The organism is Nocardia suismassiliense (assembly GCF_900269665.1).
Lineage (GTDB): Bacteria > Actinomycetota > Actinomycetes > Mycobacteriales > Mycobacteriaceae > Nocardia > Nocardia suismassiliense.
Genome location: NZ_LT985361.1, coordinates 804,599 through 829,630, shown reverse-complemented (window position 1 = coordinate 829,630; position 25,032 = coordinate 804,599). Strand labels below are relative to the sequence as shown.

Annotated in this window: 23 protein-coding genes; 10 read left to right on the top strand and 13 right to left on the bottom strand. The window is 67.3% G+C overall.

Translation table 11 applies throughout. The annotated features are described in order from the left end of the window. Positions 1-352 precede the first annotated feature (352 nt). Positions 353-1,291 (top strand): HAD-IB family hydrolase, encoded by a 939-nt coding sequence (locus tag DBO33_RS03730; RefSeq protein WP_407670461.1) that lies wholly within the window; start codon positions 353-355, stop codon positions 1,289-1,291. Between the two features lie 503 nt (positions 1,292-1,794). Here DBO33_RS03730 and DBO33_RS03725 read toward each other — a convergent pair. From DBO33_RS03725 to DBO33_RS03705, 5 genes are all read right to left on the bottom strand, one after another. Next, positions 1,795-2,541, bottom strand: coding sequence for a Fic family protein (locus DBO33_RS03725; RefSeq protein ID WP_107653781.1), 747 nt, complete (start codon positions 2,539-2,541; stop codon positions 1,795-1,797). 143 nt (positions 2,542-2,684) lie between these two features. Next, complete coding sequence (locus DBO33_RS03720) at positions 2,685-4,391, bottom strand: dipeptide ABC transporter ATP-binding protein (RefSeq protein WP_107653780.1); 1,707 nt, start codon at positions 4,389-4,391, stop codon at positions 2,685-2,687. Beyond that, entirely contained in the window at positions 4,388-5,365 is a 978-nt protein-coding gene (locus tag DBO33_RS03715; RefSeq protein WP_107653779.1) for an ABC transporter permease, read from the bottom strand. Before DBO33_RS03715 ends, DBO33_RS03720 begins: the two co-directional genes overlap by 4 nt. Then, positions 5,358-6,284: an ABC transporter permease gene (locus DBO33_RS03710; RefSeq protein WP_107653778.1), complete on the bottom strand. Its 927-nt coding sequence runs from the start codon at positions 6,282-6,284 to the stop codon at positions 5,358-5,360. Before DBO33_RS03710 ends, DBO33_RS03715 begins: the two co-directional genes overlap by 8 nt. Positions 6,285-6,345: 61 nt before the next feature. Continuing rightward, complete coding sequence (locus DBO33_RS03705; RefSeq protein WP_107653777.1) at positions 6,346-7,935, bottom strand: peptide ABC transporter substrate-binding protein; 1,590 nt, start codon at positions 7,933-7,935, stop codon at positions 6,346-6,348. A gap of 414 nt (positions 7,936-8,349) precedes the next feature. On the opposite strand from DBO33_RS03705, the gene acs reads away from it, so the two are divergent. From acs to DBO33_RS03685, 4 genes are all read left to right on the top strand, one after another. After that, entirely contained in the window at positions 8,350-10,302 is a 1,953-nt protein-coding gene (gene acs / locus DBO33_RS03700) for an acetate--CoA ligase (protein WP_107653776.1), read from the top strand. Positions 10,303-10,515: 213 nt separating this feature from the next. Beyond that, positions 10,516-11,775, top strand: coding sequence for a Na+/H+ antiporter NhaA (gene nhaA, locus DBO33_RS03695; protein ID WP_234391324.1), 1,260 nt, complete (start codon positions 10,516-10,518; stop codon positions 11,773-11,775). Beyond that, positions 11,772-12,278, top strand: a complete 507-nt coding sequence (locus DBO33_RS03690) for a phage holin family protein (RefSeq protein WP_107653774.1) — start codon at positions 11,772-11,774, stop codon at positions 12,276-12,278. The genes nhaA and DBO33_RS03690 overlap by 4 nt, the downstream gene beginning before the upstream one ends. A 46-nt stretch (positions 12,279-12,324) precedes the next feature. Then, complete coding sequence (locus DBO33_RS03685; RefSeq protein WP_107653773.1) at positions 12,325-13,260, top strand: alpha/beta fold hydrolase; 936 nt, start codon at positions 12,325-12,327, stop codon at positions 13,258-13,260. A 54-nt stretch (positions 13,261-13,314) separates the two neighbouring features. Here DBO33_RS03685 and DBO33_RS03680 read toward each other — a convergent pair whose 3' ends face one another. The 4 genes from DBO33_RS03680 to nth are packed head-to-tail and all read right to left on the bottom strand — an operon-like array spanning position 13,315 to position 16,686. Further along, positions 13,315-14,508 carry a MarP family serine protease gene (locus DBO33_RS03680; RefSeq protein ID WP_107653772.1) on the bottom strand — a complete coding sequence of 398 codons (1,194 nt, stop codon included), beginning with the start codon at positions 14,506-14,508 and terminating at the stop codon, positions 13,315-13,317. Then, positions 14,505-15,221 carry an NUDIX hydrolase gene (locus DBO33_RS03675; RefSeq protein ID WP_107653771.1) on the bottom strand — a complete coding sequence of 239 codons (717 nt, stop codon included), beginning with the start codon at positions 15,219-15,221 and terminating at the stop codon, positions 14,505-14,507. Before DBO33_RS03675 ends, DBO33_RS03680 begins: the two co-directional genes overlap by 4 nt. After that, complete coding sequence (locus DBO33_RS03670) at positions 15,218-15,856, bottom strand: TlpA disulfide reductase family protein (RefSeq protein WP_199856523.1); 639 nt, start codon at positions 15,854-15,856, stop codon at positions 15,218-15,220. The genes DBO33_RS03675 and DBO33_RS03670 overlap by 4 nt, the downstream gene beginning before the upstream one ends. Beyond that, entirely contained in the window at positions 15,853-16,686 is an 834-nt protein-coding gene (gene nth / locus DBO33_RS03665; protein WP_107653770.1) for an endonuclease III, read from the bottom strand. Before nth ends, DBO33_RS03670 begins: the two co-directional genes overlap by 4 nt. Before the next feature lie 106 nt (positions 16,687-16,792). On the opposite strand from nth, the gene DBO33_RS03660 reads away from it, so the two are divergent. Continuing rightward, the gene (locus DBO33_RS03660; RefSeq protein WP_107659949.1) at positions 16,793-17,020 is read left to right on the top strand and encodes a hypothetical protein; all 228 of its coding nucleotides are present in this window, start codon (positions 16,793-16,795) and stop codon (positions 17,018-17,020) included. Positions 17,021-17,268: 248 nt separating this feature from the next. Then, positions 17,269-17,943 carry a Crp/Fnr family transcriptional regulator gene (locus DBO33_RS03655; RefSeq protein WP_011206875.1) on the top strand — a complete coding sequence of 225 codons (675 nt, stop codon included), beginning with the start codon at positions 17,269-17,271 and terminating at the stop codon, positions 17,941-17,943. Between the two features lie 95 nt (positions 17,944-18,038). Here the strand turns inward: DBO33_RS03655 and DBO33_RS03650 are convergent, their stop codons facing one another. The 3 genes from DBO33_RS03650 to DBO33_RS03640 are packed head-to-tail and all read right to left on the bottom strand — an operon-like array spanning position 18,039 to position 19,520. Continuing rightward, entirely contained in the window at positions 18,039-18,833 is a 795-nt protein-coding gene (locus DBO33_RS03650; protein ID WP_107653769.1) for an MBL fold metallo-hydrolase, read from the bottom strand. Positions 18,834-18,879: 46 nt separating this feature from the next. After that, positions 18,880-19,347 carry a RidA family protein gene (locus DBO33_RS03645; RefSeq protein WP_107653768.1) on the bottom strand — a complete coding sequence of 156 codons (468 nt, stop codon included), beginning with the start codon at positions 19,345-19,347 and terminating at the stop codon, positions 18,880-18,882. Between the two features lie 11 nt (positions 19,348-19,358). Next, positions 19,359-19,520: a DUF4177 domain-containing protein gene (locus DBO33_RS03640; RefSeq protein WP_014981181.1), complete on the bottom strand. Its 162-nt coding sequence runs from the start codon at positions 19,518-19,520 to the stop codon at positions 19,359-19,361. Between the two features lie 172 nt (positions 19,521-19,692). Between DBO33_RS03640 and DBO33_RS03635 the strand changes: the two genes are divergently transcribed. Continuing rightward, complete coding sequence (locus tag DBO33_RS03635; protein WP_107653767.1) at positions 19,693-20,712, top strand: ArsA-related P-loop ATPase; 1,020 nt, start codon at positions 19,693-19,695, stop codon at positions 20,710-20,712. A gap of 2 nt (positions 20,713-20,714) precedes the next feature. Continuing rightward, entirely contained in the window at positions 20,715-21,845 is a 1,131-nt protein-coding gene (locus tag DBO33_RS03630) for an ArsA family ATPase (protein WP_107653766.1), read from the top strand. 97 nt (positions 21,846-21,942) lie between these two features. Here DBO33_RS03630 and DBO33_RS03625 read toward each other — a convergent pair whose 3' ends face one another. Next, positions 21,943-22,266 (bottom strand): WhiB family transcriptional regulator, encoded by a 324-nt coding sequence (locus DBO33_RS03625; RefSeq protein WP_014981178.1) that lies wholly within the window; start codon positions 22,264-22,266, stop codon positions 21,943-21,945. A 359-nt stretch (positions 22,267-22,625) separates the two neighbouring features. On the opposite strand from DBO33_RS03625, the gene DBO33_RS03620 reads away from it, so the two are divergent. Then, complete coding sequence (locus tag DBO33_RS03620; protein ID WP_107653765.1) at positions 22,626-24,995, top strand: penicillin-binding protein; 2,370 nt, start codon at positions 22,626-22,628, stop codon at positions 24,993-24,995. The last annotated feature ends 37 nt before the right edge of the window (positions 24,996-25,032 follow it).

The following is a 25,032-nucleotide window of genomic DNA, read 5'->3' as shown; positions in this document are numbered from 1 at the left end:
CTGAGCGTGGCCGAAATCGGCGGACGGCAGAAGAGGCGATGTGCCGATTGTGGATAACTCGGGGGTGTGCAGAACTTTCGAGTTGCACGACGAGGGGATTCGGCGCCGACGAAGGGGGAGGTGAACCGTCCCCGGAATAGAGGACGGCCCCAGCCGGGGGGGGAGGAGGCTGGGGCCGTCGGGTTCAGCCCCGGGGGGTCGGGCTGAACGCGCCTGGACCATGTCCAGGTGCCAGCAATACTACACCCAAGCCCCGCCCACAACGCAAGTCTGTTGCGGCAGAACTTTCCGGCGATTACGGGCTCCGCAGGGGTGCGGCAAACTCCCCGCTCGCGGCCGTGGATACCGCCGTGTGGGCCGCCGCAGCCCGCATCGCACCGCCCGCGCTCGCTCCCCAGTCGGATCCCCAGTTCCGCGCCGCGCGGCAGCCGCCGCGGGCCCGCGCGTGCCGGAACGGCGGTGGCGGTACGCCTATGCTGGTCGGGTGGACTCACCCACTGCGGACGGACGCGTCGCCGCCTTCTTCGATCTGGACAAGACCGTGATCGCGAAATCGAGCACGTTCGTCTTCAGCAAGCCCTTTTACGCGCAAGGCCTGTTGAATCGCCGCGACGTGCTCGAAAGCAGCTACGCGCACTTCCTGTTCATGCTGTCCGGCGCCGACCACGACCAAATGGAGCGGATGCGCGCCCATCTCACGAACATGTGCGCCGGGTGGGACGTCGAGCAGGTGAAAACCATTGTGGCCGAGACGCTTCACGAGCTGGTGGATCCGCTGATCTACGCCGAGGCGGCCGATCTCATTGCCGACCACAAGATCCGGGGCCACGATGTGGTGATCGTATCGGCTTCGGGCGAGGAGATCGTCGGCCCGATCGCGGAGGTGCTCGGCGCCTCGCACACCGCGGCGACGCGCATGGTCGTCGCGGACGGCAAGTACACCGGCGAGGTCGAGTTCTACTGCTACGGCGCGGGCAAGGTCGCCGCGATCGAAAAGCTCGCCGCCAGTGAGGGTTACGATCTCTCGCGCTGTTACGCGTACTCCGATTCGGTCACCGATCTGCCGCTGCTGCACGCGGTGGGCCATCCGACGGCGGTCAATCCCGATCGCGGCCTGCGCCGCGAGGCACTCGCCGAGGGCTGGCCGATCTTGGCGTTCTCGAACCCGGTGTCGCTGTGGGCGCGGTTCCAGGCGCCCTCGTCCACCACCCTTGCCGCGACCGCGGTGGTCGGCCTGAGCGCGTTGCTCGCCGGCGCGATCAGCTATCGATTGCTGCGTCGGCGCAGCTGAGCCTTAGCCACCGCCGACGCAGGCGTGGCCACCGCTGCTCGAGCGGAAGCCTGGTACTTGCCGGGGACGTTTGCTGAGCGCACGCGCAAGAAGTTGCGACCAGGCATTGAACCACGAAACGCCGATCGACACGCCGCAAATCGAATGTCTTGGCAGCTCTTGATGTGAGAGCTGTCACAGAGTAGAAAGGTAACTACGGAAGGTCGGAAGGCCAAGGCAGGACCGGAAGAGAAGGTTCCGTCTCCCGTCCACCCTTCCCAGCACGGGCACCAGGCACCCACGCGGAGCGCGCCGCGACAAGGGCAGAAGCGTTGTGGGCCTGCGAAATCCGGGTCTTCGTCGGCGATGGCCTCGCACAGGTTGCGGGGATGAACCGCCGGAGGTCGGACTCTCGCCGAGGCCGTAGAACACAACCCACCCAGCACGCTTGGTAACCGGGTAGTCCGTGCTACGCGGGCGGTGAAGTCGGCAACGACACGCCGCCCGCTTTGACGTGTAGCGGCCTACCCCGACGCCGAATCGGCGATCGACGTGGCCTCCCGCGCACCGTCCTCCAGCGCGCCGCAGCACAGCAGCACCCAGCTGCCGACAGCGTCCGCCGCACCGGATCCGAACGCCGCCGCGGCGTCGAGATACGCCTGCCTGCGCCGCAGCCAGAAAACCTCGGGCACTCCCAAACTGTGTGGATCCAGTCCGCTGGACACCGCGACCAATCGCGAGGCCGCCCGCGCGACCACCCCGTCCGCGGTCCCGAACGGGCGCAATGCGAGCAGCTCCCCGTGCACCACCGCCGCGATCACCGGAGCCGGCGCACTCGACCCGAGCACCGTCTGCACCAGCAGATCGAGCCGCTCCGCCACGCCGGCATCCGATCGCGGCCTGCCGAGCGCCGCCTCGTCGACAACCAGGTCGGCCGCGGCGAGCAGATGTAGCCGAGCCAGTGCTTGCAACGGCGCCCGCTGCCAGGTGCCCACCAGATTGCGCAGCGCGTCACCGTCCAAGGCCTGGCCAACGCGCAGCGACCCGGCCAGAATCGGGTCACCGACCTGACCGTCGGCGGGCAATTCGGTGCTACCGCCGTCGATGGCGGCGGACGATCGGGCGGCCCGCACCGCGGCTTCGGCGGCGGTCGTCGGCCAGCCGCGCCGATTCGCCTTGTGCCGATGCACCTCGGCGAGCGCATCGCGGGCGCGGTCGGCCGCGGCACGGACACCGGGGAGATCGACGAGAGGCTGCAGCGGATCGGTCACGGTTTACGAGGCTACTTGCGCCCGCCCTGCGGCTGAACCCAACCCGGGGCGGAGCGCTGCACACAGAGCGGCCACCCCAACCCAACGGGCCGGGGTGGCCGCCGAACTCTCGAGTGCGCCGCCGATCTCGACGAGCCGATTACTCAGCTCACCAACAGATCCCGGCCCGGGATGGCGTCGAGCAGCCGCCGGGTGTACTCCTCCCGAGGATTGTCGAAGACCTCCTGGGTGGATGCCGCCTCGACCACCTTGCCGGTCTGCATGACCAGCACGTCGTCCGCGATCTGCCGGACCACAGCCAGGTCATGCGTGATGAACACATACGACAGACCCAACTCGGCCTGCAGATCGTTCAGCAGCCGCAGAATCTGCGCCTGCACCAGCACGTCGAGCGCGGACACCGCCTCGTCACAGACCACGACCTCGGGCGAGAGCGCGAGGGCGCGGGCCACGGCGACGCGCTGACGCTGACCACCCGACAACTCGTTCGGGTACCGCCGCATCACGGTGGACGGCAGCGACACCTTGTCGAGCAGCTCGCGCACCGTGGCCTCGCGCTCCTTCGGGGTGCCGATGTCGTGCGTGCGCAACGGCTCCTCGATGGTGCGGTAGATCGAGTACATCGGGTCCAGCGAGCCGTACGGGTCCTGGAAGATCGGCTGCACCCGGCGCCGGAACGCGAAGGCGGCCTTGCGATCCAGCTTCGCCACCTCTTGCCCGTCGAAGGTGACCTTGCCCGACGTCGGTTCGAGCAGACCGAGGATCATCTGCGCGACCGTCGATTTACCCGAGCCGGATTCGCCGACGATGGCGGTTGTGGTGCCGCGCCGGAGCCGGAACGAAACATCCTGCACCGCAAGGAAGTCGGTCGACTTCCACGGGACGCTGCCACGGATCTTGAACGCCTTGGTGAGGTTCTCGACCACCACCACGTCGTCGGGCACCACGGACAGCTCGGTATCGGCCGCCGCGATCTGCTCGGCCACCTGCACCGCCTGCTCGCGGATCTCGATGCGCTGCTTCACCGAGGACAGTCGCTGCGACGCCAGCGAGGGCGCCGAGTTCACCAGCCGCTTGGTGTACAGGTGCTGCGGTTCGCGCAGAATCTGCAGGGCCGGACCGGATTCCACGACGCGACCGCGATACATCACCACCAGATGCTCCGCGCGCTCGGCGGCGAGGCCGAGGTCGTGGGTGATCAGCAGTACCGCGGTGCCGAGCTCGTTGGTGAGACCTTCGAGGTGATCGAGGATCTGCCGCTGCACGGTGACGTCGAGCGCCGAGGTCGGTTCGTCCGCGATCAACAGTTTGGGCCGGCACGCCAGACCGATGGCGATGAGCGCACGCTGACGCATACCGCCGGAGAACTCGTGCGGGTACTGGTTCACCCGGCGTTCGCCGTCGGACATGCCCGCTTCGTGCAGCAGTTCGATGGCCCGTTGCTTGGCCGCCTTACCCTTGGCGATGCCGTTGGCCTCCAACGTCTCCCGGATCTGGAAGCCGATCTTCCACACCGGGTTCAGGTTCGACATCGGGTCCTGTGGGACCAGCCCGATCCCGCTGCCACGAACCGCGATGACGTCCTTCTTCGACGCCTTCGCGAGATCCTTGCCGTCGAACAGGATCGAGCCGGAGGTCACCTGCCCGGTGCCGGGCAGCAGATCGATGATCGCGTGCGCGGTGGTGGACTTGCCCGAGCCGGATTCGCCGACGATCGCGACGGTCTGGCCCGGGTACACCGACAGGTTCACATCGCGGACGGCGGGTACTTTCTTGCCGTCGGAGGTGAAACAGACGTTCAGGTCCTTGATTTCGAGCAGGGGCGACTGTGCGCTGCGGGATTCACTCATCGCTTCCTAGCCTTCGGGTCGAGGGCCTCGCGCAGCGCGTCGCCCAGCAAGATGAAGCTCAGCACCGTGAGCGCGAGCGCGGTGGCCGGATAGAACAGGATCGCGGAGGTGCGAATCTCCTTCTGCCCCGACGAGATATCGGCGCCCCACGACACGATCGTGCGCGGCAGGCCGACACCGAGGTAGGACAACGTCGCCTCGGTGACGATGAAGACGCCGAGCCAGATCGTGGTGACCACGATCAGCGGGCCCGCCGCGTTCGGCACCACATGGCGCAGCAGCGTGCGTATTCGAGAGACGCCCAAAGCCTTTGCCGCCGTGACGTAATCGCTGTTCTTGGCCTGGATCACCGCACTGCGTGCGATCCGGGCCGCCTGTGGCCAGGTGAACGAGGCGAGGACCAGGACCACGGTCCAGATGGTCCGCGCATCGAGCAGCTGCATGATCACGATCGCGGCCAGCATCAACGGGATCGCGAAGAAGACTTCCGCGATACGCGACACGATCGAGTCGAGTAGCCCGCCGTAGAACCCGGACAGTGCGCCGAGGACGCCGCCGATCAGCACGAACAAGACGGTCGAGCCGACGCCCGCCATCACCGATGCCCGCGCGCCGTACACGGTTCGGGCGTAGATGTCACAGCCCTGTTTGTCGAAGCCGAACGGATGACCGGGACCGCGCGGATCCATGCTGAAGTCGCCGTTGCAGTAGCGCGGATCCTGGCTGGTGAACAGGCCGGGCCAGATGACGACGATGAGCACGAACACGATCATCAGCATGGCGACGATGAAGATCGGGTTGCGCCGCAGCTGTCGCCAGGCGTCCTGCCAGATGCTGGTCGGCGAGCCCGCGTCGACGACCATGTCGGTGGCGAGCACCTCGACCTCGTCGGGCGGCGCGACGAAGTAGATCTGCCTGCCGCGGGCCGCGCTCTCCGCGAGATCGATTCCTTTTCCTTTGTCGAGGTCAGGCATAACGAATCCTCGGATCGAGTGCGGCGTAGAGCAGGTCGACGACCAGGTTGGAGATCAGGAAGATGATGATCAGTACCGTCACGAACGACACGACGGTGGGTGGCTCACCACGGGTGATCGCCTGGAACAACGTGCCGCCGACGCCGGGAATGTTGAAGATGCCCTCGGTGACGATGGCGCCGCCCATCAGCGAGCCGAGTTCGGCGCCGAGGAAGGTGATCACCGGGATCATCGAGTTGCGCAGGATGTGCACCGTCACCACCCGGGGCCTGCTCAGCCCCTTGGCGGTCGCGGTGCGCACGAAGTCGGCGGACATGTTCTCCGCCACCGAGTTCCGGGTCAGCCGCAGCACATAGGCGAACGACAACGACCCGAGCACGAAAGCGGGGACCAGCAATTCGGCGAAACTCGCCTTGCCGGTGACGGTCACCGGTGCGATCCCCCACTTCACCCCGAGCAGGAACTGCGCGAGGAAGCCGATGACGAAGATCGGGACCGCGATCACGACCAGGCTGACGACCAGCATGGTCGAGTCGAACAGCTTGCCCTTGCGCAGCCCGGCCACCAGGCCGAAGATGACGCCGAACACGGCCTCGATGCACACCGCCATGGCGGCGAGTTTGATGGTGATCGGGAAGGCCCGCGCCAGCTCGTCGCGCACCGGCCTGCCGGAGAAGGCGGTGCCGAAGTCGAACGTGACAATGCCCTTCAGATACAGCAGATACTGCATGATGAAGGGCTGGTCGAGGTGGTACCGCGCGCGGAGCTGGGCTTCCACCGCGGGGGTCATCGGTTTGTCGCCGGCGAGGGCCTGAATCGGATCGCCGGGAATGAGGAATACCAGGGCATAGATGAGCAGCGTCGCCCCGAGGAACACGGGGATCATCTGAAGCAGACGCCGCACGACATACCAGGCCATTTCGTCTCCTGGGTCAGTGGTGAGCCGCGCCGTCGGGTTCGACGGCGCGGCTCATCAGCGGCTACTTCTCGATGTTTTCGAAGTCGAACAGACCGTTCCAGGCGAGCTCGGCCTTCTTCACCTTGTCCGAGCGACCGGCGTTGGCGATGTAGTCGAGCACCGGGATGTCGGCCATGTCCCTGAGCATCAGGGTCTGCGCCTGCGCGACGATCTTGTAGGACTCTTCCTGCGTCGGCGCGGCGAGCGCGGCGTCGAGCAGCTTGTCGAACTCCAGGTTCTTCCAGTCGACGTTGTTGGTCTCGGAGTAGCTGTAGTACTGCGAGGTCAGGAACTGCAGCATGGTCGGGTAGTCACCCTGCCAGCCGTAGCGGAACGCCTTGCCGATGCTCTTGGCGTTCACCTCGTCGCGGATGTTCTTGAAGGTCGGGTACGGCGCGCCGACGGCCTCGATGCCGAGGGTGTTCTTGATGCTGTTGGCCACGGCTTCGATCCAGGCCTGGTGGCCGCCGTCGGAGTTGTAGGCGATCTCGTAGCGACCCGACCACGGGGAGATGGCGTTGGCCTGGGCCCACACCTTCTTGGCCTCTTCGGGGTTGAAGTTCAGCGCCTCGGAGCCGGGCAGGTTCGGGTTGAAGCCGGGCAGCGAGGCCGAGGTGAAGTCACGCGCGGGCAGCCGGGAGCCGTGGAAGATGTTCTGGCAGATCTGCTCTCGGTTGATCGCCATCGACAGAGCCTTGCGGCGCAGGACGCCTTCTTCGCCACTGAAGTGCGGGACGTTGGCCTGGATGCCGATGTGCTGGTTCTGCGCGGTGGGCTTGGTGATCGCCCGATCGCCGAGGTCCTGCTTGTAGGACGCGAGCGCGCTGTCGGGAATCGTGTCGAGCGTGTCGAGGTTGCCTGCGAGCAGATCGGCATAGGCCGTGTCGAAGGACTGGTACATCACGAACCGCAAGCCCTTGTTCTTCGGCGCGCGGCCGCCCTTGTAGTCCGGGTTGGGCACCAGGTCGATCTGGACGTTGTGCTGCCAGGCACCGTTACTGGCGAACTTGTACGGGCCGTTGCCGATCGGGTTCTCGCCGAAGGCCTTGATGTCCTTGAACGCGGCTTCGGGCAGCGGATAGAACGGCGCGTAGCCGAGTTCGGTCTCGAAATCGATGGAGGGCGACTTGAGTTCGACGGTGAAGGTGCGGTCGTCGACCACCTTCAAGCCCCGGAGCGTCTGGGCCGTCGGCTTCTCCGCGGACACCTCCTCGAACCCGACGATCGGGGTGAACACGTAGCTCTGCAACTGAGCATTGGTGCCGAGCGCGCCGTAGTTCCACGCGTCGACGAACGACTTCGCCTTGACCGGGGTGCCGTCACTGAACTTCCAGTCCGGCTTGAGGGTGATCTTGTAGTTCTTCCGGTCGGACGACTCGATCGACTCAGCCATCTCGTTGTGCGCCACACCGTTGGCGTCGTAGTACTTCAGGCCGGCGAACAGCCGGTCGACTACGCGGCCGCCCATGTTCTCGTTGGTGTTGGTGGGCACCAACGGGTTCTGCGGCTCACCACCACCGGTGGTGACGATGCCCTCGTCGGCACTGCTGTCCGACGAACACCCGGCCAGGCCGAGGCTGGTAGCCAGCAGCGCGGCCGCGGTCAGCGCCATTGCTCTGTTGAATCTCAACGCGTTCTCCCGTTTTCGAGAAGGGCGGAATCCGTGGCATGCGCATGAGGTCACCAGGCGCATGCCAGCACAATCCGCCTTGGGTGTCTCGGAGGGTAGCCACCGAAACGGACTCTGTCATCGGATTGACCAAGGTTCATTCCACTTGTTACCAATCCGGCAACACGGTCGAAACACCAAAAACATCGCGCGAAAACGACCTATCCACCGGAACATTGCCTCCGTAGAGGTCGCCCGGCATCTCTCCGGTAGGGCCCCTCCGTTGCGGATTGCGCGACGGCGTGACGGGACCGAAACCCGGTGGACACACCGGACGCGGCGTAGGTCACAGTTGATTACTGTCGAACGTGCTGCGTTTGAATTGTGCGCTCAGGCTACGTGGAAAGAAGAACCGAGATGACCGAAACCGCCGACCACAAGGACTCGTACTCGCCGAGCGCGGAGTTCGCGGCCGCGGCGAACGCCGGTGCCGAGCTCTACGAGCAGGCGTCGGCCGATCGCGACGCGTTCTGGGCCGAGCAGGCGAGTCGGTTGCACTGGCATCAGCCGTGGGGTCAGGTGCTGGACTGGAGCGACGCGCCGGTGGCGAAATGGTTCGCCGACGGCAAGCTCAACGTCGCCTACAACTGCGTGGACCGGCACGTACTGGACGGCCACGGTGACCAGGTCGCCATCCACTGGGAGGGCGAACCGGGCGACTCGCGCGCCGTCACCTACCGCGAGCTGCTCGCCGAAGTCAGCCGTGCCGCAAACTACTTCACCGAGCTCGGCCTCGAAGCAGGTGACCGCGTCGCCATCTACATGCCGATGGTGCCCGAGGCCATCGTCGCGATGCTGGCCTGCGCCCGGCTCGGCCTCACCCACTCCGTGGTGTTCGCCGGCTTCTCCCCCACCGCGCTGCGGCAGCGGGTCGACGATGCGAGCGCCCGGCTGATCATCACCACCGATGGGCAGTGGCGCCGCGGCAAGGCTGCCCCGCTCAAGGAGGCGGTGGACGAGGCGTTGTTCGCGAACGGCGATGTGCCGCACAGCGTTGAGCATGTCTTGGTGGTGCGCCGCACCGAAATCGAAGTGCCGTGGACCGAGGGTCGCGACCTGTGGTGGCACGAGACTGTCACCCAAGCTTCACCGGAACACGAGGCGCAGCCGTTCGATGCCGAGCACCCGCTGTTCATCCTCTATACATCCGGCACCACCGGAAAGCCGAAGGGCATCCTGCACACCTCCGGCGGCTACCTGACCCAGGTGTCCTACACCCACCACAACGTCTTCGATCACAAAGCGGGACAAGACGTCTACTGGTGCACCGCCGACATCGGCTGGGTCACCGGACACAGCTACATCGTCTACGGACCACTGTCCAACCGCGCCACCCAGGTGGTCTACGAGGGCACCCCGAACTTCCCGGACGAGCACCGGCACTGGCAGATCGTCGAAAAGTACGGCGTCAGCATCTATTACACGGCACCGACGCTGGTGCGCACGTTCATGAAGTGGGGCCGCGAGATCCCCGCCGCGCACGATCTGTCCAGCCTCCGGCTGCTCGGCTCGGTCGGCGAGCCGATCAACCCGGAGGCCTGGCGCTGGTACCGCGACGTGATCGGCGCGGGCACGGCGCCCGTGGTGGACACCTGGTGGCAGACCGAGACCGGCGCGATCATGATCTCGCCGCTGCCCGGCGTCACCGCGACCAAGCCCGGTGCGGCGATGGCGCCGCTGCCCGGCATCTCGGCGCTCGTGGTGGACGAGGAGGGTAAGCCGGTGCAGCGCGGCGAGACCGAGGCCAACGGCTACCTCGTGCTCGACCAGCCGTGGCCGTCGATGCTGCGCGGCATCTGGGGCGACATGGAGCGATACCGGGCCACCTACTGGGAGCGTTACGCCGCGCAGGGCTGGTACTTCGCCGGTGACGGCGCCAAGCTCGACGCCGACGGCGACCTGTGGGTGCTCGGCCGGGTGGACGACGTGATGAACGTGTCCGGCCACCGGATCTCCACCGCGGAGGTGGAGTCGGCGCTGGTCGGACACTCCGGCGTGGCGGAGGCCGCGGTGGTCGGGGCCAGCGACGAGACCACCGGGCAGGGCATCGTCGCGTTCGTCATCCTGACCGCCGAGGCCAAGGACACCGGCGCGGCGCTGGTCGACGAGCTCAAGGCCGAGGTGTCGCGCGAGATCAGCCCGATCGCGCGGCCGCGGGAGATCCACGTGGTGCCCGAGCTGCCCAAAACGCGCAGCGGCAAGATCATGCGCCGGTTGCTGCGCGACGTCGCCGAGGGCCGGGAACTCGGCGACACCTCCACGCTGGTCGATCCCAACGTCTTCGAGGCGATTCGGGCGACCAAGGCGTAGCCGTTCAGCGGGGCACACATGCGGCCTCGCGCATTCGCGGCTCGCAAGCGCTCCATGTTAGGGCCGGTGGCGGTGTTTCGTCACCGGCCCTACCCGTTAGGATTGCGTAAGGTGTGCCGGGAAGTCTGGTCGGCCTGCGAGCGTGCCTGACAGCCGAGTCGGTGGATGGCGTGGTCGCAGCGTTGACCGACCGACGCCGAAAGGTTCCCCGTGATCACGCAAGTGCGCTCGGAACTATCCCGCTATCTCCGCACCGAAACAGTCGGCGGCGCAATCCTGCTCCTCGCGGCCGCCGTGGCGTTGCTGTGGGTGAACTCGCCGTGGGGCGACAGCTACGTGACGATGACCGAGACGCCGCTGGCGATCGCGCCGCTGCACCTCGATCTCACGCTGGCGGACTGGACGAAAGACGGCCTGCTCGCCATCTTCTTCTTCGTCGCCGGGCTGGAGCTCAAACGCGAGCTCGTGGTCGGCGAACTGGCCGATCCGAAGCGGGCGGCGTTGCCGATCATCGCGGCGCTCGGCGGCGTGGTCACCCCGGCCCTGATCGCCCTGGCGGTCGGCTTCGGCGAGCCCGGGATGGATCGCGGCTGGGCCATTCCGGTGGCCACCGATATCGCGTTCGCACTGGCCGTGCTCGCCATGACCGGTTCGCGCATCCCGACGAGCGCGCGAGTGTTCCTGCTCAGTCTCGCGGTGGTCGACGACCTGGTCGCCATCATCCTCATTGCCGTCTTGTTCACCACCACGCTGTCGTTGCTGTGGCTGCTGGCCGCCGTGTCCTGCTTCGCGGGCTGGGCGCTGGCCCAGCACAAGCGGATCAGCACGCCCTGGCTCTATGTTCCGCTGGCGCTGGTGTCCTGGTACGCGCTGCACGAGGCGGGCATCCATCCGACGCTGGCCGGCGTGGCCCTCGGCCTGCTCACCAGGGTGCGCTTGGACCCCGGCGAGGAGCAGGCGCCCGCCACCCGGTTGGAGCATCTCATCCAGCCGATCTCGGCCGGACTGTGTGTGCCGTTGTTCGCGTTGTTCGCCTCCGGAGTTCCGTTGGACGGCAAGGTGTTCGGCGAGCTGTTCAGCGACAGGCTGGCGCTGGCCGTGATTCTCGGCCTCTTGCTCGGCAAGACCGTGGGAATCTTCGGGATCAGCTGGCTCGCAATCCGGTTGGGCGTGGCGAAGCGCCCGGCCGGATTGGGTTATCGCGACATGTTCGCCCTGTCGGTGCTCGGCGCGATCGGGTTCACCGTTAGCCTTCTGGTGGCAGAACTCGCGCTTGCCGACGTCGACGACGGCTCCGCGGTGGAATTGGCGAAGGCCGCTGTGTTGGTCACATCAATGGCGGCGTCGCTCGCCGGTTCGGCGCTACTGTTGCGACGTGGGCGTGTCCACCAGGCGCGGCGGGACGCCCGTGCGCTACAACGAAAGAGTGAGGCCGAAGCAGTGCCTGGACAGGGAGAAGGGTCTACCAAGTGAGTTTCACAAACGGCGGTAACGGGAACGACGCACAGCGCGGTCGTACGGTGACCTCCATTCCCCTGTCCGACGCCAACCCCAGCGGCAGCGCCAGCTTCGGCACGCTGGTGCGCGACGCGACCGAGCAGATGTCCACCCTGGTCCGCGCGGAGGTCGCCCTGGCCAAGGCCGAGGTGACCGGTGAGATCAAGAAGGGCCTGCAGGGCAGCGTCTACTTCATCCTCGCGCTGACCGTCCTGCTGTTCAGCACGTTCTTCTTTTTCTTCTTCCTCGGTGAACTGCTCGACGTGTGGCTGGCCCGCTGGGCCGCCTTCCTGATCGTGTTCGCGCTGATGATCGTCGCGACCGCGCTGCTCGCCTTCCTCGGCTATCTGCGAGTGAAGAAACTGCGGGCGCCGGAGAAGACGATCGACTCGCTCAAGCAGGCCAAGGCGGTGCTGCCGCACGGCTTCGGCGCGGCCGCGCACGACGACTACCGTTCGCTGGAAAAACCCGCTTCGTAACCGCTCGCTCGCGCGCGGATACCCCGAACTACTAGGCTGCCTCGGCGTGTCGTCGCACTTCATTCCGGATCCGTCCAGCGTCCGTTTCGACGGCCCGTGGGCGCATCGGGACGTTCATGCCAACGGCATTCGATTCCACGTGGTGGATGCCGCTCCCGAGCGCACCGACGCGCCGCTGGTCGTGCTGTTGCACGGCTTCGCCGACTTCTGGTGGTCCTGGCGACATCAGCTGACCGGGCTCGCCGAGCTCGGGTATCGCACAGTGGCGGTGGACCTGCGCGGGTACGGCGACAGCGACAAACCGCCGCGCGGCTACGACGGCTGGACCCTGGCCGGCGATATCGCCGGGCTCATCCGCGCGCTCGGCTACACCGACGCGACCCTGGTCGGGCACGCCGACGGCGGGCTGGTGTGCTGGGCGACCGCGGTGCTGCACCCCCGGCTGGTTCGGTCCATCGCGGTGGTGAGCTCGCCGCATCCCGCGGCCCTCAAGAGCGCGGTGCTGCGCAACCGGCACCAGCGCGCGACCTGGCTGCCGAACTTTCTGCGCTACCAGCTGCCCCGCTACGGCGAACGGCTGCTGACCACCGGTGACGGGTTCGAGGTCGAGCGCATGCTGCGCGCCCGGGTGAGCGGATCCTGGTCCGGCACCACCGAATTCGTCGACACGGCGCGGCGCATGCGCTCGGCCATCCAGATTCCCGGCGCGGCACACTGTGCGCTGGAATATCAGCGCTGGGCCTTCCGCAGTCAGTGGCGCCCCGATGGCCGCCGGTTCATGGCCACCATGCGCGAGCCGATCCGCATCCCGGTGCTGGCTATGCGGGGTGACCTGGACCCCTACGTGCTCGGCAGCACCTTCCGGCGCGGCAGTCATCTCTCTCCGGACCGCCGCCTGGCCACCGTTCCCGCTGCGGGGCACTATGCGCACCAGGAGAATCCGGACGTGGTGACCGCGGAGCTGGCGAAGCTGCTCGCGTAGCGCGGCGGATTCCCGGGTCGAGTCCGACTGTGTCGAACCAGACCCGGGACCGTCTCAGCTCAGTACGCAGGCACCGGTGCCCACCGGGATGTTCGACCCGGTCGCGGCATCGAGTTGGGCGCGGACCTCGGCCAACGTGAGCACGTAACCCGTGTCGTCGTCGGTCACGGCGGCACCGAAGACGACTCCGAGCACCTCACCCTCGGTGTCCACCAGCGGCCCACCGGAGTTGCCCGCGCGGACGCGGCCACGGACGGTGTAGACCTCGCGTTCCACGGTGCCGTCCCGATAGATCGTGGGACCGGTGAGGTCCAACGTCTCGCGGATACGGGCCGCGCTCGCCGTGTACGGACCACCGCCTGGGTAGCCGAGCACGATGGCGCTGTCGCCGGGCCGCGCGGCCGCGGGTGCCTGCGGCACCACCGGGGCGGTGAGCCCGGGCACCGCGAGCACCGCGACGTCCTTGGACGGGTCGAACAGCACCACGTTCGCGTCCAGTGGCCCACGCACCGTGTCCACCACCACGCTGGTGGTGCCGGCGACCACGTGGGCGTTGGTCATGATCCGCTCGGGGGCGATCACGAAACCCGAACCTTCCAGTGCCCGCTGGCAGCTCGGCGCGACGCCGCGGATGCGCAGCACGCTCTGCTGCAGTGCGGCGGCGACGGGGCTGGACAGCACGCTGGGGTCCGGCGCGTCGACGGCGGCGATCGGGGCGCGGCCGAAGGGGCCGATCACGTCCGGCAGGCCGGAGGTGTTGAGCAGCTTGGAGAATTCGTTGGGCAGGCGGCGCAGCCAGTTCGGCGCGACCTCGTTGACGTCGGTGAGCACCCGCGAACCGTTGATCGCGGTGGCGATCGACGGCTGCGACGAGGTGGCCAGTGGCAGCGCGAGCAGCCACGCGGTGACCAGCACGGCCACCGCCTGCAGCACGGCGCCGACCACGCTGTCCACACTGCGGGTGAACGGATGTCGCATGCCGCTGCGTGCGGCGCGGCCGAGCACCATGCCCGCGACCTCGCCGATGATCACCAGCACCACGATCAGCAGCACACCGGTGAGCACCCGGGTGCGGCCCTCGTCGACGTGGACCAGGATGTGCGGCGCGATGAGAATGCCGGCGACCGCGCCGAGCACCACGCCGAGGAAGGCGAGAGCGGACGCGACCGCGCCTTGCCGCCACCCCGAGGAGGCGGCCAGCAGCGCGAGCAGCACCACCGCGATATCGAGCCAGGCCGAGGAGGTCATAACGTCATGCCCACGTCGGCGAGGGCGGTCTCTAGATCACGCACGTCCTTGTGGTCCCAATCGTGTTCCCAGCCCGCGGCTTTGAAAATGCCCGCCAGGATGCCGCCGGTGAGACCCCAGACCAGCATGCCGTCCACTTGGAAGGCGGGGCTCTGATAGCCGAGGCTGCCGCGCACCAGAAAGCGGTTCGCCGGATCGAGCAACGCGGACAACGGCACTCGCACCACCCGTTCGGTCTCGCTCTCGTCGACCACGCCGACCTCGCTGGGGGTGCGCCAGTAGGCCACCACCGGTGTCACATCGAACCGCGACGGCGGCACGAACAACTTCGGCAGCACCGCAAGGGGTTCCACGCCGGAACGTTCTAGCCCGGTCTCTTCGCATGCCTCGCGCAGTGCGGTGTCGATCGGACCGGTGTCACCGGGATCCACCGCGCCGCCGGGGAACGCGACCTGGCCGCGATGCTGGCGCATGGTCGCGGCGCGCTGGGTGAGCAACACCTCCGCGTCGGCGGGCAGACCGCCCGGCGCGGCCGGATCGGCCTCGGGCGAGCCGCCGAACAGCACCAGGACCGCCGCTTGCCGCGGGGTCGTTGTCAGCGACATGGCGCGGCGCAAGGTGCGCGCGAGGGTGAGTGTGTCCGAGGTATCCGCCGCGGGCTCGGTGGTTTTGCTCAGCCACTTCGGAATGTCTTCGGGCACCGGGATGGTCATGCGGCGACTCCCAGTTCCCGGGCGACGGTGTCGCTGATGTCGTCCACCCCGCTGAACGCGCGCACTACGACCTCTGCGACCGAACCGTCCGCCCGCAGCAGCACCGAAATCGGCAGCACCGCGGGAGCGCCGACCGCCGTGCGCACCCGCGCGTCGGCATCGAGGACACCAGGGAGTTTCACGTTCAATCCGGTCAATCGTGAAATCGCCTTGGCCTCATCGGGGTCGCTGTGCACGGTCAGCACGGTAATCGCGTTTCCGGCACGTTGGGCGAACTGCTGCAAATACGGCAATTCTTGCGCACACGGTCCGCACCAGTATGCCCAGAGATTCAGCAGCGCAGGCTTACCCGCGAGCGCGGCGGCCAAGTCGACGGTCTCGCCGTCGGCCAGGCAGCCGACAGTGAGGCCGGCCAGCGGGCCGGAACCGGTGGCGCCCGCCGCGGGTCGCGGGCAGGCCGCGAGGTTCGCGGCGAGACGTTGCTGCTCGGATACCCCGGCATCGGCGCGGGCCTGCCTGCCGTTGTCCGCCGCGGTGTCGGCGTCACGGCTCCGCGGCCACAGCGCAACCGCCAGCGCGATCACCGCGATCAATCCGGCCAGCGCCCATCGCCAGGCGACCGGGAGTTGTCTCACCGGCCCACCAGCTCGAGCAGATGCTCCTTCTCCGGACCCTTGACCAGCTCGGCGGCGGTGTCCGGGTCGGTGGGGCCGACCCCGAACGAGGGACAGTCCTTGGCGAGTACGCACACACCGCAGGCCGGTTTGCGGGCATGGCACACCCGGCGGCCGTGGAAGATCACCCGGTGCGACAGCATCGTCCAGTCTTTGCGCTCGATCAGCTCGCCGATGATGTGTTCGACCTTCACCGGGTCTTCCTCATCGGTCCACTGCCAGCGCCGGACCAGCCGGCCGAAATGGGTGTCGACGGTGATGCCCGGCACACCGAACGCGTTGCCGAGAATCACGTTGGCGGTCTTGCGGCCGATCCCGGGCAATTGCACGAGTTCGTCCATGGTGTGAGGCAATTCACCATCGTGTCGCTCCAGCAGCGCCTGACCGAGGCCGATCAGCGAGTTGGCCTTGTTGCGAAAGAAACCCGTCGAGCGGATGTATTCCTCCAGCTCGGCCCGGTTGGCCTCGGCGTAGGCGCGCGCGTCGGGGTACTTGGCGAACAGCGCGGGCGTGGTGAGATTCACCCGCACATCCGTGGACTGCGCGGAAAGTATTGTCGCGACCGCTAATTCGAGCGGTGTGGTGAAGTCCAGCTCACAATGCGCATCCGGGAAAGCGGCGGCCAGTGTGCGATTCATCCGGCGCGCCCGGCGAACTAGTCCGAGCTGGGTTTCCGCCTGTCGCGCGCGGGATTTCCGTTTCGGAGCGGCGACCGCGGCGGGTTGCGCATCGGTCGCCTCGGGGGCGGACGCACGCCCGTTTCCGGCGGCTGCAGAGGGGGTGACACGCACCTGTCCACCATACGGAACCGTCGGCCAACGTTGCCCGTCCAGTTCGGTTGCCGTGTTCCATCTGAGACCTAGACCGTGTTTACTCCTCCGTATGCAAGGACTCGCTGTGGTGCTCTTCCCAGTGCTGTTGATGCTGTTCGCACTGGGTATGGAGCGGGTCGAGAACCGGCTCCGCAAACTTCTCGAACCCGACGAAGAGGTTCAGCAGTACCTGGACAAAGCAAGCAACGCAGAAGTGAAAGAGCTGACGAGGCTCGGCCTGCCGGCCGCCGTGGCACGGATGCGCAAGCGCCGTACCCGCGGCGAAGAGCTGGATGTGGCCCGGGCGAGTTAACGCTCGCCCGAGGCGGGAACCGCGCACCAGCCACCGGGGCCGCGACGGGCCCGGCGGCGGCAGCTCGCACAATCAGGCAGGGACCTGCGAACACCGCCGACAAACACTGGTACGGTTCTTCGCTGCGCCACGCAATCCACTCGTTACGTGGTGTCTGTCACTACGCTGTCATCATGCCGCGTAGACTGCGCTGTTGGCCGAGTCGCTTTCGGTCCAGTACGGAGCCATTTCCCATAAGGAGCACATAAGTGGACGAGGCCCTCGCCAGAGCAGGCATCTTCCAGGGCGTCGAGCCCACTGCGGTGGCCGCCCTCGCCAAGCAATTGCAGCCGGTGGATTTTCCGCGCGGCCACGTCATCTTCAACGAGGGTGAGCCGGGAGACCGGCTCTACATCATCACCTCGGGCAAGGTGAAGATCGGCCGCAGATCACCGGATGGCCGGGAGAATCTGCTGACCATCATGGGCCCGTCGGACATGTTCGGCGAGCTGTCGATCTTCGATCCGGGCCCGCGTACCTCCACCGCCACCACGGTGACCGAGGTCCGCGCCGTCACCATGGATCGCGACGCGCTGAAGTCCTGGATCGATCAGCGGCCCGAGATCGCCGAGCAGTTGCTCCGCGTGCTCGCGCGTCGCCTGCGTCGCACCAACAACAACTTGGCCGACCTAATCTTCACCGACGTGCCCGGCCGGGTCGCCAAGGCGCTGCTGCAACTCGCGCAGCGGTTCGGCACCCAGGAGGCCGGCGCGCTGCGGGTCACCCACGACCTGACCCAGGAGGAGATCGCCCAGCTGGTCGGCGCCTCCCGCGAAACCGTGAACAAGGCGCTCGCCGACTTCGCGCACCGCGGTTGGCTGCGGCTGGAGGGCAAGAGCGTGCTCATCTCCGACTCGGAGCGACTGGCGCGCCGCGCGCGCTGACGCAAGCTCGACACGACCGGACAACACGCTGGGTTCAGAGCTCCTGGAGCCCAGCGTGTTGTCGTGCGCTCAGCCTTCGGCTGGGTAGGTACTGCTCAGCCTTCGGCGCGTAGATACTCCAGCTGCGCCTGCACCGAGCTGCGGGCGGCCAGCCAGAGTCGTTTGTCGACATCGGCGTAGACGCGACGGACCACGGCCATCGCGCTCGCCTTCGGGCCGAGCACCCGCAACGCCTCGCGCACTTGATCGAGGCGTTCCTGCCGGTGCGTGATGTAGTACCGGGCGACCGGCGCCAGATCGGGATGGTCCGGTCCGTGCGCGGGCAGCAGTGCCTTCCCCGCACCGATCTCGACCAGCCGGTCCAGTGAGGCCAGATAGTCGGCCAGGGTGCCGTCGCTCGAGTCGAGCACGGTGGTGCCGCTGCCCAGAATCGTGTCACCGGTCAGCACCGCGTCGTCGAGCAGGAAACTCGTCGAATCCCCGGTGTGGCCCGGTGTCGCCACCACGGTGAGGCGCAGACCTGCGGCCTCGATCACCTCACCGTCGACCAGCGGTGGTGCGTCCGAACCGCGCAGAAAGCCGGTGTCCTTGGCGCGCACGGGGGTTCCGGTCATCTTCACCAGGTGATCGATGCCGCCGGTGTGATCGTGGTGCCGGTGCGTGATCAACGTGAGTGCGATTTCGCCCCCGGTGACCTCGGCGATCTTGGCGCTGTGCGCCTTGTCCTTCGGACCGGGATCGACCACCACACAATCCGACCGGCCCGGCGCCCGCAGGATCCAGGTGTTGGTGCCGTCCAGCGTCATCTGGCCGGGATTGTCCGCCAGCAGCACCGCTGCCGTCGGGGTGACCTGCCGTAGTTGTCCGTACGCGGGATGAGTCAGCGTCATCGATGTACCCCAGTCGATCGAATCCCAGTCCGGGACTTTTCAGTTGTTACCGCACCTCGGCGATGAGTTCTACCTCGACCGGGGTGTTCTTCGGCAGCTCGGACACGCCGACCGCGGAACGCGCGTGCACGCCCGCGTCACCGAAGACCTCGGCCAGGAACTCCGACGCGCCGTTGATCACGACGGGCTGGTCGTTGTAACCCGGTGCGGAGGCGACGAATCCGACCACCTTCACGATGCGCACCACCGCGTCCAGGCCGACCAGGCTGTGCACCGCCGCCAGCGCGTTGAGCGCGCACAGTCGCGCGGCTTCCTTCGCCTGCTCGGTGGTCACCTCGGCGCCGACCTTGCCGACCGCCGACAGCTCGCCGTCCACGAACGGCAGCTGGCCGGAGGTGTAGACCAGCGAACCGGTCCGGATCGCCGGAATGTAGGCGGCCACGGGCGCGGCCACCGGAGGCAGGGTCAGGCCGAGGCGGGTGAGGTTGGTCTCCCATTCGGTCACTGCGGTCATCCCCTTCTCCTTTACTTCGGGCGCTTGAGGTAGGCGACGTGCTGCTCGCCGGTCGGCCCGGGCAGCACGGTCACCAGCTCCCACCCGTCGGCGCCCCACTGATCGAGAATCTGCTTGGTCGCGTGCGTCAACAGCGGCACGGTCGCGTACTCCCACAAGCTCGCTTCACTCATGCGAGTGAGCGTAGCTGTGTCTAATTTGCGGCGCCTGCGGCACGGCGTTGCCCAGCGCGCAATCATCCGCTGTCTGGTACAGATACACGCCCTGGACCAGGCACTAGGCGGATCCCTCGGGCGCGATCTCAGAACGAGTTATAGGCTCGCGAGCGTGGGAGTACCAACAGCAGTGCCTGTTTCGGCGGAGCCGGGACTGGAAACAGGGTGGCCGAAGCGTGCCGAAAAGGCGCGTCTGCACTATGTCTCCGGGAAAGGCGGCACGGGCAAGTCCACGGTGGCCGCGGCGCTCGCCTTGGCGTTGGCCGCCGGTGGCCGCCGGGTGTTGTTGGTGGAGGTGGAGAGCAGACAGTCGATCGCGCAGCTGTTCGATCTGCCGCCGCTGCCGCCGACCGAGACCAGGATCGCCACTGCCGACGGTGGCGGCGAGGTGGTCGCGCTCGCGCTCGACATCGAGCATGCGTTCCTCGAGTACCTGGACATGTTCTACAACCTGGGCTTCGCGGGCCGGGCGATGCGCCGGATGGGCGCCATCGAGTTCGTCACCACCATCGCGCCCGGTCTGCGGGACGTCATCCTGACCGGCAAGATCAAGGAGACCGCGGTCCGGGTGGACAAGGCGGGCAAGCGGGTCTACGACGAGATCGTGGTGGACGCCCCGCCGACCGGCCGGATCGCCAGCTTCCTCGACGTCACCCAGGCCATGCTGGAGGTGGCCAAGGGCGGGCCGATCGCCTCGCAGGCCGAGGGCGTTTCCAAGCTGCTGCACTCCGATCAGACGATGATCCACTTGGTCACCCTGCTGGAGGCGCTGCCGGTGCAGGAGACGGCCGACGCGGTCGCGGAGTTGAAGGCGGCGGATCTGCGCATCGGCACGGTGATCGTGAATCGCGCCACCGAGGGCCAGCTGCCCACCGAGCTGCGCGCCAAAGCCGCCCAGGGGCATGTCGACACCGACGCCGTCCGGGCCGGGTTGGCCTCGGCCGGGATCACCCTGTCCGACAACGACTTCCAGGGCTTGATCACCGAAACCGTCGAGCACGCAGCCACTTTGCAGGCGCAGGACGACAGCGCAGCCGACCTCGCCAAGGTCGATGTGTCCCGCATGTACCTACCCGCCCTGCCGGACGGCATGGACTTGGGCGGGCTGTACGAACTAGCCGAACACCTGAGCAAACAAGGGGTCCGATAGTCATGACGACGCCGACTGTGGCCGCGCCACTGGATGTTTCGGACATCATCGACGACCGCACCGCGCGGGTGATCGTCTGCTGCGGCTCCGGCGGCGTCGGTAAGACGACCACCGCGGCCGCGATCGCCTTACGCGCGGCCGAGCAGGGCCGCAAAGTGGTGGTTCTCACCATCGATCCGGCCCGTCGACTGGCCCAGTCACTCGGCGTCGCCGACCTCGGCAACACCCCGCAGCGGGTGCCGCTCGGCCCGGAAGCCAAGGGCGAGTTGCACGCGATGATGCTGAACATGCGGCGCACCTTCGACGACATGGTGCTCGAGCACACCAGCCCGGACAAGGCCGAGCAGATCTTCGCCAACCCCTTCTACCAAACGGTCGCCTCCTCGTTCGGCGGCACGCAGGAGTACATGGCGATGGAGAAGCTCGGCCAGCTGGCCGGGCGCAAGGAGTGGGACCTGATCGTGGTCGACACTCCCCCGTCGCGCAACGCGCTGGACTTCCTCGACGCGCCGAAGCGGCTCGGAAACTTCTTGAACGGCAGGATGATCCGGGTGATCATGGCGCCGGGCCGCGGCGTCACCCGGCTGGTCACCGGCGCGATGAGCCTGGCGGTGCGCGGGGTGTCCACCATCGTCGGCGGCCAGATGCTCAAGGACGCGTCGAACTTCCTGCAGTCGCTGGACTCGCTGTTCGGCGGCTTCCAGGATCGGGCGGACCGCACCTACGCGATGCTCTCCAAGCCGGGCACACACTTCCTGGTGGTCGCCGCCGCCGAGCCGGACGCGCTGCGCGAGGCGTCGTTCTTCGTCGACCGGCTCTCCACCGAGCGGATGCCGCTGGCCGGGCTGGTGCTCAACCGCACGCATCCGGCGCTCAGCTCGCTGTCCGCGGACCACGCGCTGACGGCGGCCGAACAGCTCGGCGACAGCGATCCGCTCACCGCGTCGGTGTTGCGGATCCACGCGCGCCGGGTCGCCACCGACAAGCGCGAACAGCATCTGCTGCACCGGTTTACCGGCGCGCACCCTCGGGTACCGATCGTCGCGGTGACCGCGCTGCCGTTCGAAGTGTCGGATCTGGCGGCACTGCGTGCGGTCGGTGATCAGCTCACCGGCCACCGAGCATCTGCTTGATACATAGACGCATCGGCTATTGGTCCAAACGGAAGTATTTGCCCCCAAACGGAACTGAGCCCGCTTTCGCAGGCTCAGTTCCGAAGGTCGGTCGGGGCTACATGGCCACCTGATGTTGGCGTTGGGCCTGGAAGAAATCGGCCCACGAGGTGACCTCGGGATGCTGCTTGAGGAGCGCGCGACGCTGCCGCTCGGTCATACCGCCCCACACACCGAACTCCACTCGATTGTCGAGGGCGTCGGCACCACACTGCATCAGCACCGGGCAGTGCCTGCAGATCGTCGCGGCTTTGCGCTGCGCAGCGCCGCGAACGAACAACTGATCGGGATCCACTTCCTTGCATCGGGCCTGGGCTACCCAGGCGATCCTTGCTTCGGCCTGCTCCACGTCCAATCGAGCGATGGGGGTTGTCATGTGCATTTGGTGTGCCCCTTTGCAGTCCGAACACCGGGTCAACGGCGCTCCAGAATCGCGTGTCAGCGTCGCAGCAACCCAAACCCCGCTGCGAACTGCACCACATTCCACTTTGAGTGTTAGCTCTATCACACTGGGTTCTCAATCTAGGTAAAGGTATGGGCCTAGCGCAAGACCGCCCTCGGAATTTTTGGTACGTCCGTCCCTGCAAAATGCCGGGAGCGGCGGCGGGTCCGGCACATTCGCGGCGCGCCGTCCCGCGACACGCCAGACTCGCGGCCGCGACACGCCCAATCGTCCGCACGAATCGGCTTCCGGTAAACGCACGGAAGAACCCTCGGACCCCACCCCGTAGGCTGGGGATCGTGCCGATCACACAAACGCTAGCGAGGCTGGCCGGCAGCTGCGCGCTGGCCGCCGTGCTCGTCGCCGGGTTGCTGTTCCCGCTCGCCGGTGGCTTCGGGTTCGTCTCGAACCGAGCCGCCGACGCCGTCGACAACGTGTCCTCGGAACTGGTCGAGGGCACGGTCCCCGCCGTCTCGACCATGGTCGACGCGAGTGGAACACCGATCGCCTGGCTGTACGAGCAACGCCGCTTCGAAGTCCCCAGCGACAAGATCTCCAACAACATGAAGCTGGCGATCGTCTCCATCGAGGACCGGCGCTTCGCCGAGCACGAGGGTGTCGACTGGCAGGGCACGTTGCGCGCGTTCCTGACCAACACCTCGAGCGGCGAGGTCCAGCAGGGCGCGTCCACGCTCGACCAGCAGTACGTGAAGAACTTCCAGCTGCTCGTCGTGGCCAAGACCGACGCCGAACGCCGGGCCGCCATCGAGACCACGCCCGCGCGCAAGATCCGGGAGATCCGGATGGCGCTCACCCTGGACCGCGAGCTGACCAAGGACGAGATCCTCACCAGGTACCTGAACCTGGTGCCGTTCGGTAACTCCTCCTACGGCATCCAGGACGCGGCGCAGACCTACTTCGGCGTCGACGCCTCCGAGCTGAACGTGCCGCAGTCGGCGATGCTCGCGGGCATGGTGCAGAGCTCGTCCAAGCTGAACCCGTACACCAACTCCGAGGGCGTGCTGGCCCGCCGCAACACGGTGCTGGACACGATGATCCAGAACATCCCCAGCCGCGCCGACGAATTCCGCGAAGCCAAGACCATGCCGCTCGGCGTGCTGCCGGAGCCGAAGGGTCTGCCGCGTGGCTGCATCGCCGCCCACGACCGCGGCTTCTTCTGCGACTACGCCATCCAGTACCTGGCCAACGCGGGCATCAGCCGGGAGCAGATCGACAAGGGCGGCTACCTGATCAAGACGACGCTCGACCCCGTCGTGCAGGACTCGGTGAAGCGGTCGGTGACCGACGCGGCCAACCCGAACCTCGACAACATCGCGCAGGTGATGTCGGTCGTCGCGCCCGGCCAGGACTCGCACCCGCTGATCGCGATGGCGAGCAGTCGCACCTACGGCCTGAACCGCGACGCCAACGAGACCGTGCAGCCGCAGCCGTACTCGATGGTCGGCGACGGCGCGGGCTCGATCTTCAAGCTCTTCACCACCGCTGCGGCCATGGAGAAGGGCCTGGGCATCAACGCCCAGCTCGACGTACCGAGCCGGTTCGAGGCCAGGGGCATGGGTAACGGTGGCGCCCGCGGCTGCCCGCCGGCCACCTACTGCGTCGAGAACGCGGGCAAGTACAAGTCACCGATGTCGGTGACCGAGGCGCTGGCGACCTCGCCGAACACCGCGTTCGTCAAGCTCATTCAGGCCGTCGGCGTCACGCCGACCGTCGACATGGCGGTCCGGCTGGGCATGCGTTCCTACACCGAGCCGGGCAGCTCGGGCCACGGCAACCAGAGCCTCGCCGACATGATCAAGGAACAGAACCTCGGTTCGTTCACCCTCGGCCCGGTCGCGATCAACCCGCTGGAACTGTCGAACGTCGCCGCGACGATCGCCTCCGGCGGCAAGTGGTGCCCGCCGAACCCGATCAAGGAGGTCGTCGACCGCCAAGGCAAGCAGGTGCCGCTCACCCAGCAGGCCTGCGAGCAGGTCGTCGAGCCCGGCCTGGCCAACACCCTGGCCAACGCGATGAGCAAGGACGACATCAGCGGCACCGCGGCGGGCGCCGCCAAGTCCGTCGGCTGGAACGCGCCGATGTCGGGCAAGACCGGAACCACCGAGAGCCACCGCTCGTCGGCCTTCGTCGGCTTCACCAACGCGCTGGCCTCGGCCACCTACGTCTACGGCGACAGCCCGACACCCGGCGAGATCTGCTCGTTCCCGCTGCGCAACTGCGGCGACGGAAACCTGTTCGGCGGTAACGAACCCGCGCGGACCTGGTTCAACTCCGTCAAGCCGATCCTCGACCGGTTCCCGGCGCCGGCGCTACCGCCGCTGGACGACAAGTACGTGCGCGGCTCGAACAACGCGCAGGTGCCCGACGTGGTCGGCATGACCCAGGGTCAGGCGACCGCGGCGCTGGTCGGCGCGGGCTTCCAGGTGACCCCGGTGACCGGTCCCGGCGCGCAGGCCAAGGGCACCGTGATGGGCACCGCGCCGAACGGTTCCGCGATCCCCGGTTCGGTGATCACCCTCTACATCAGTGACGGCACCCAGCGCGCCGCACCGCCGCCCGGCCCGCCACCAGGGCCACCGGGGATCCCCGGGCTGCCACCGCCACCGCTGTTGCCGCCCATCCCGATCCCCATCCCCATCCCACGCTGAGAAAAGGGGCCGTGAACCAGAAGGTTCGCGGCCCCTT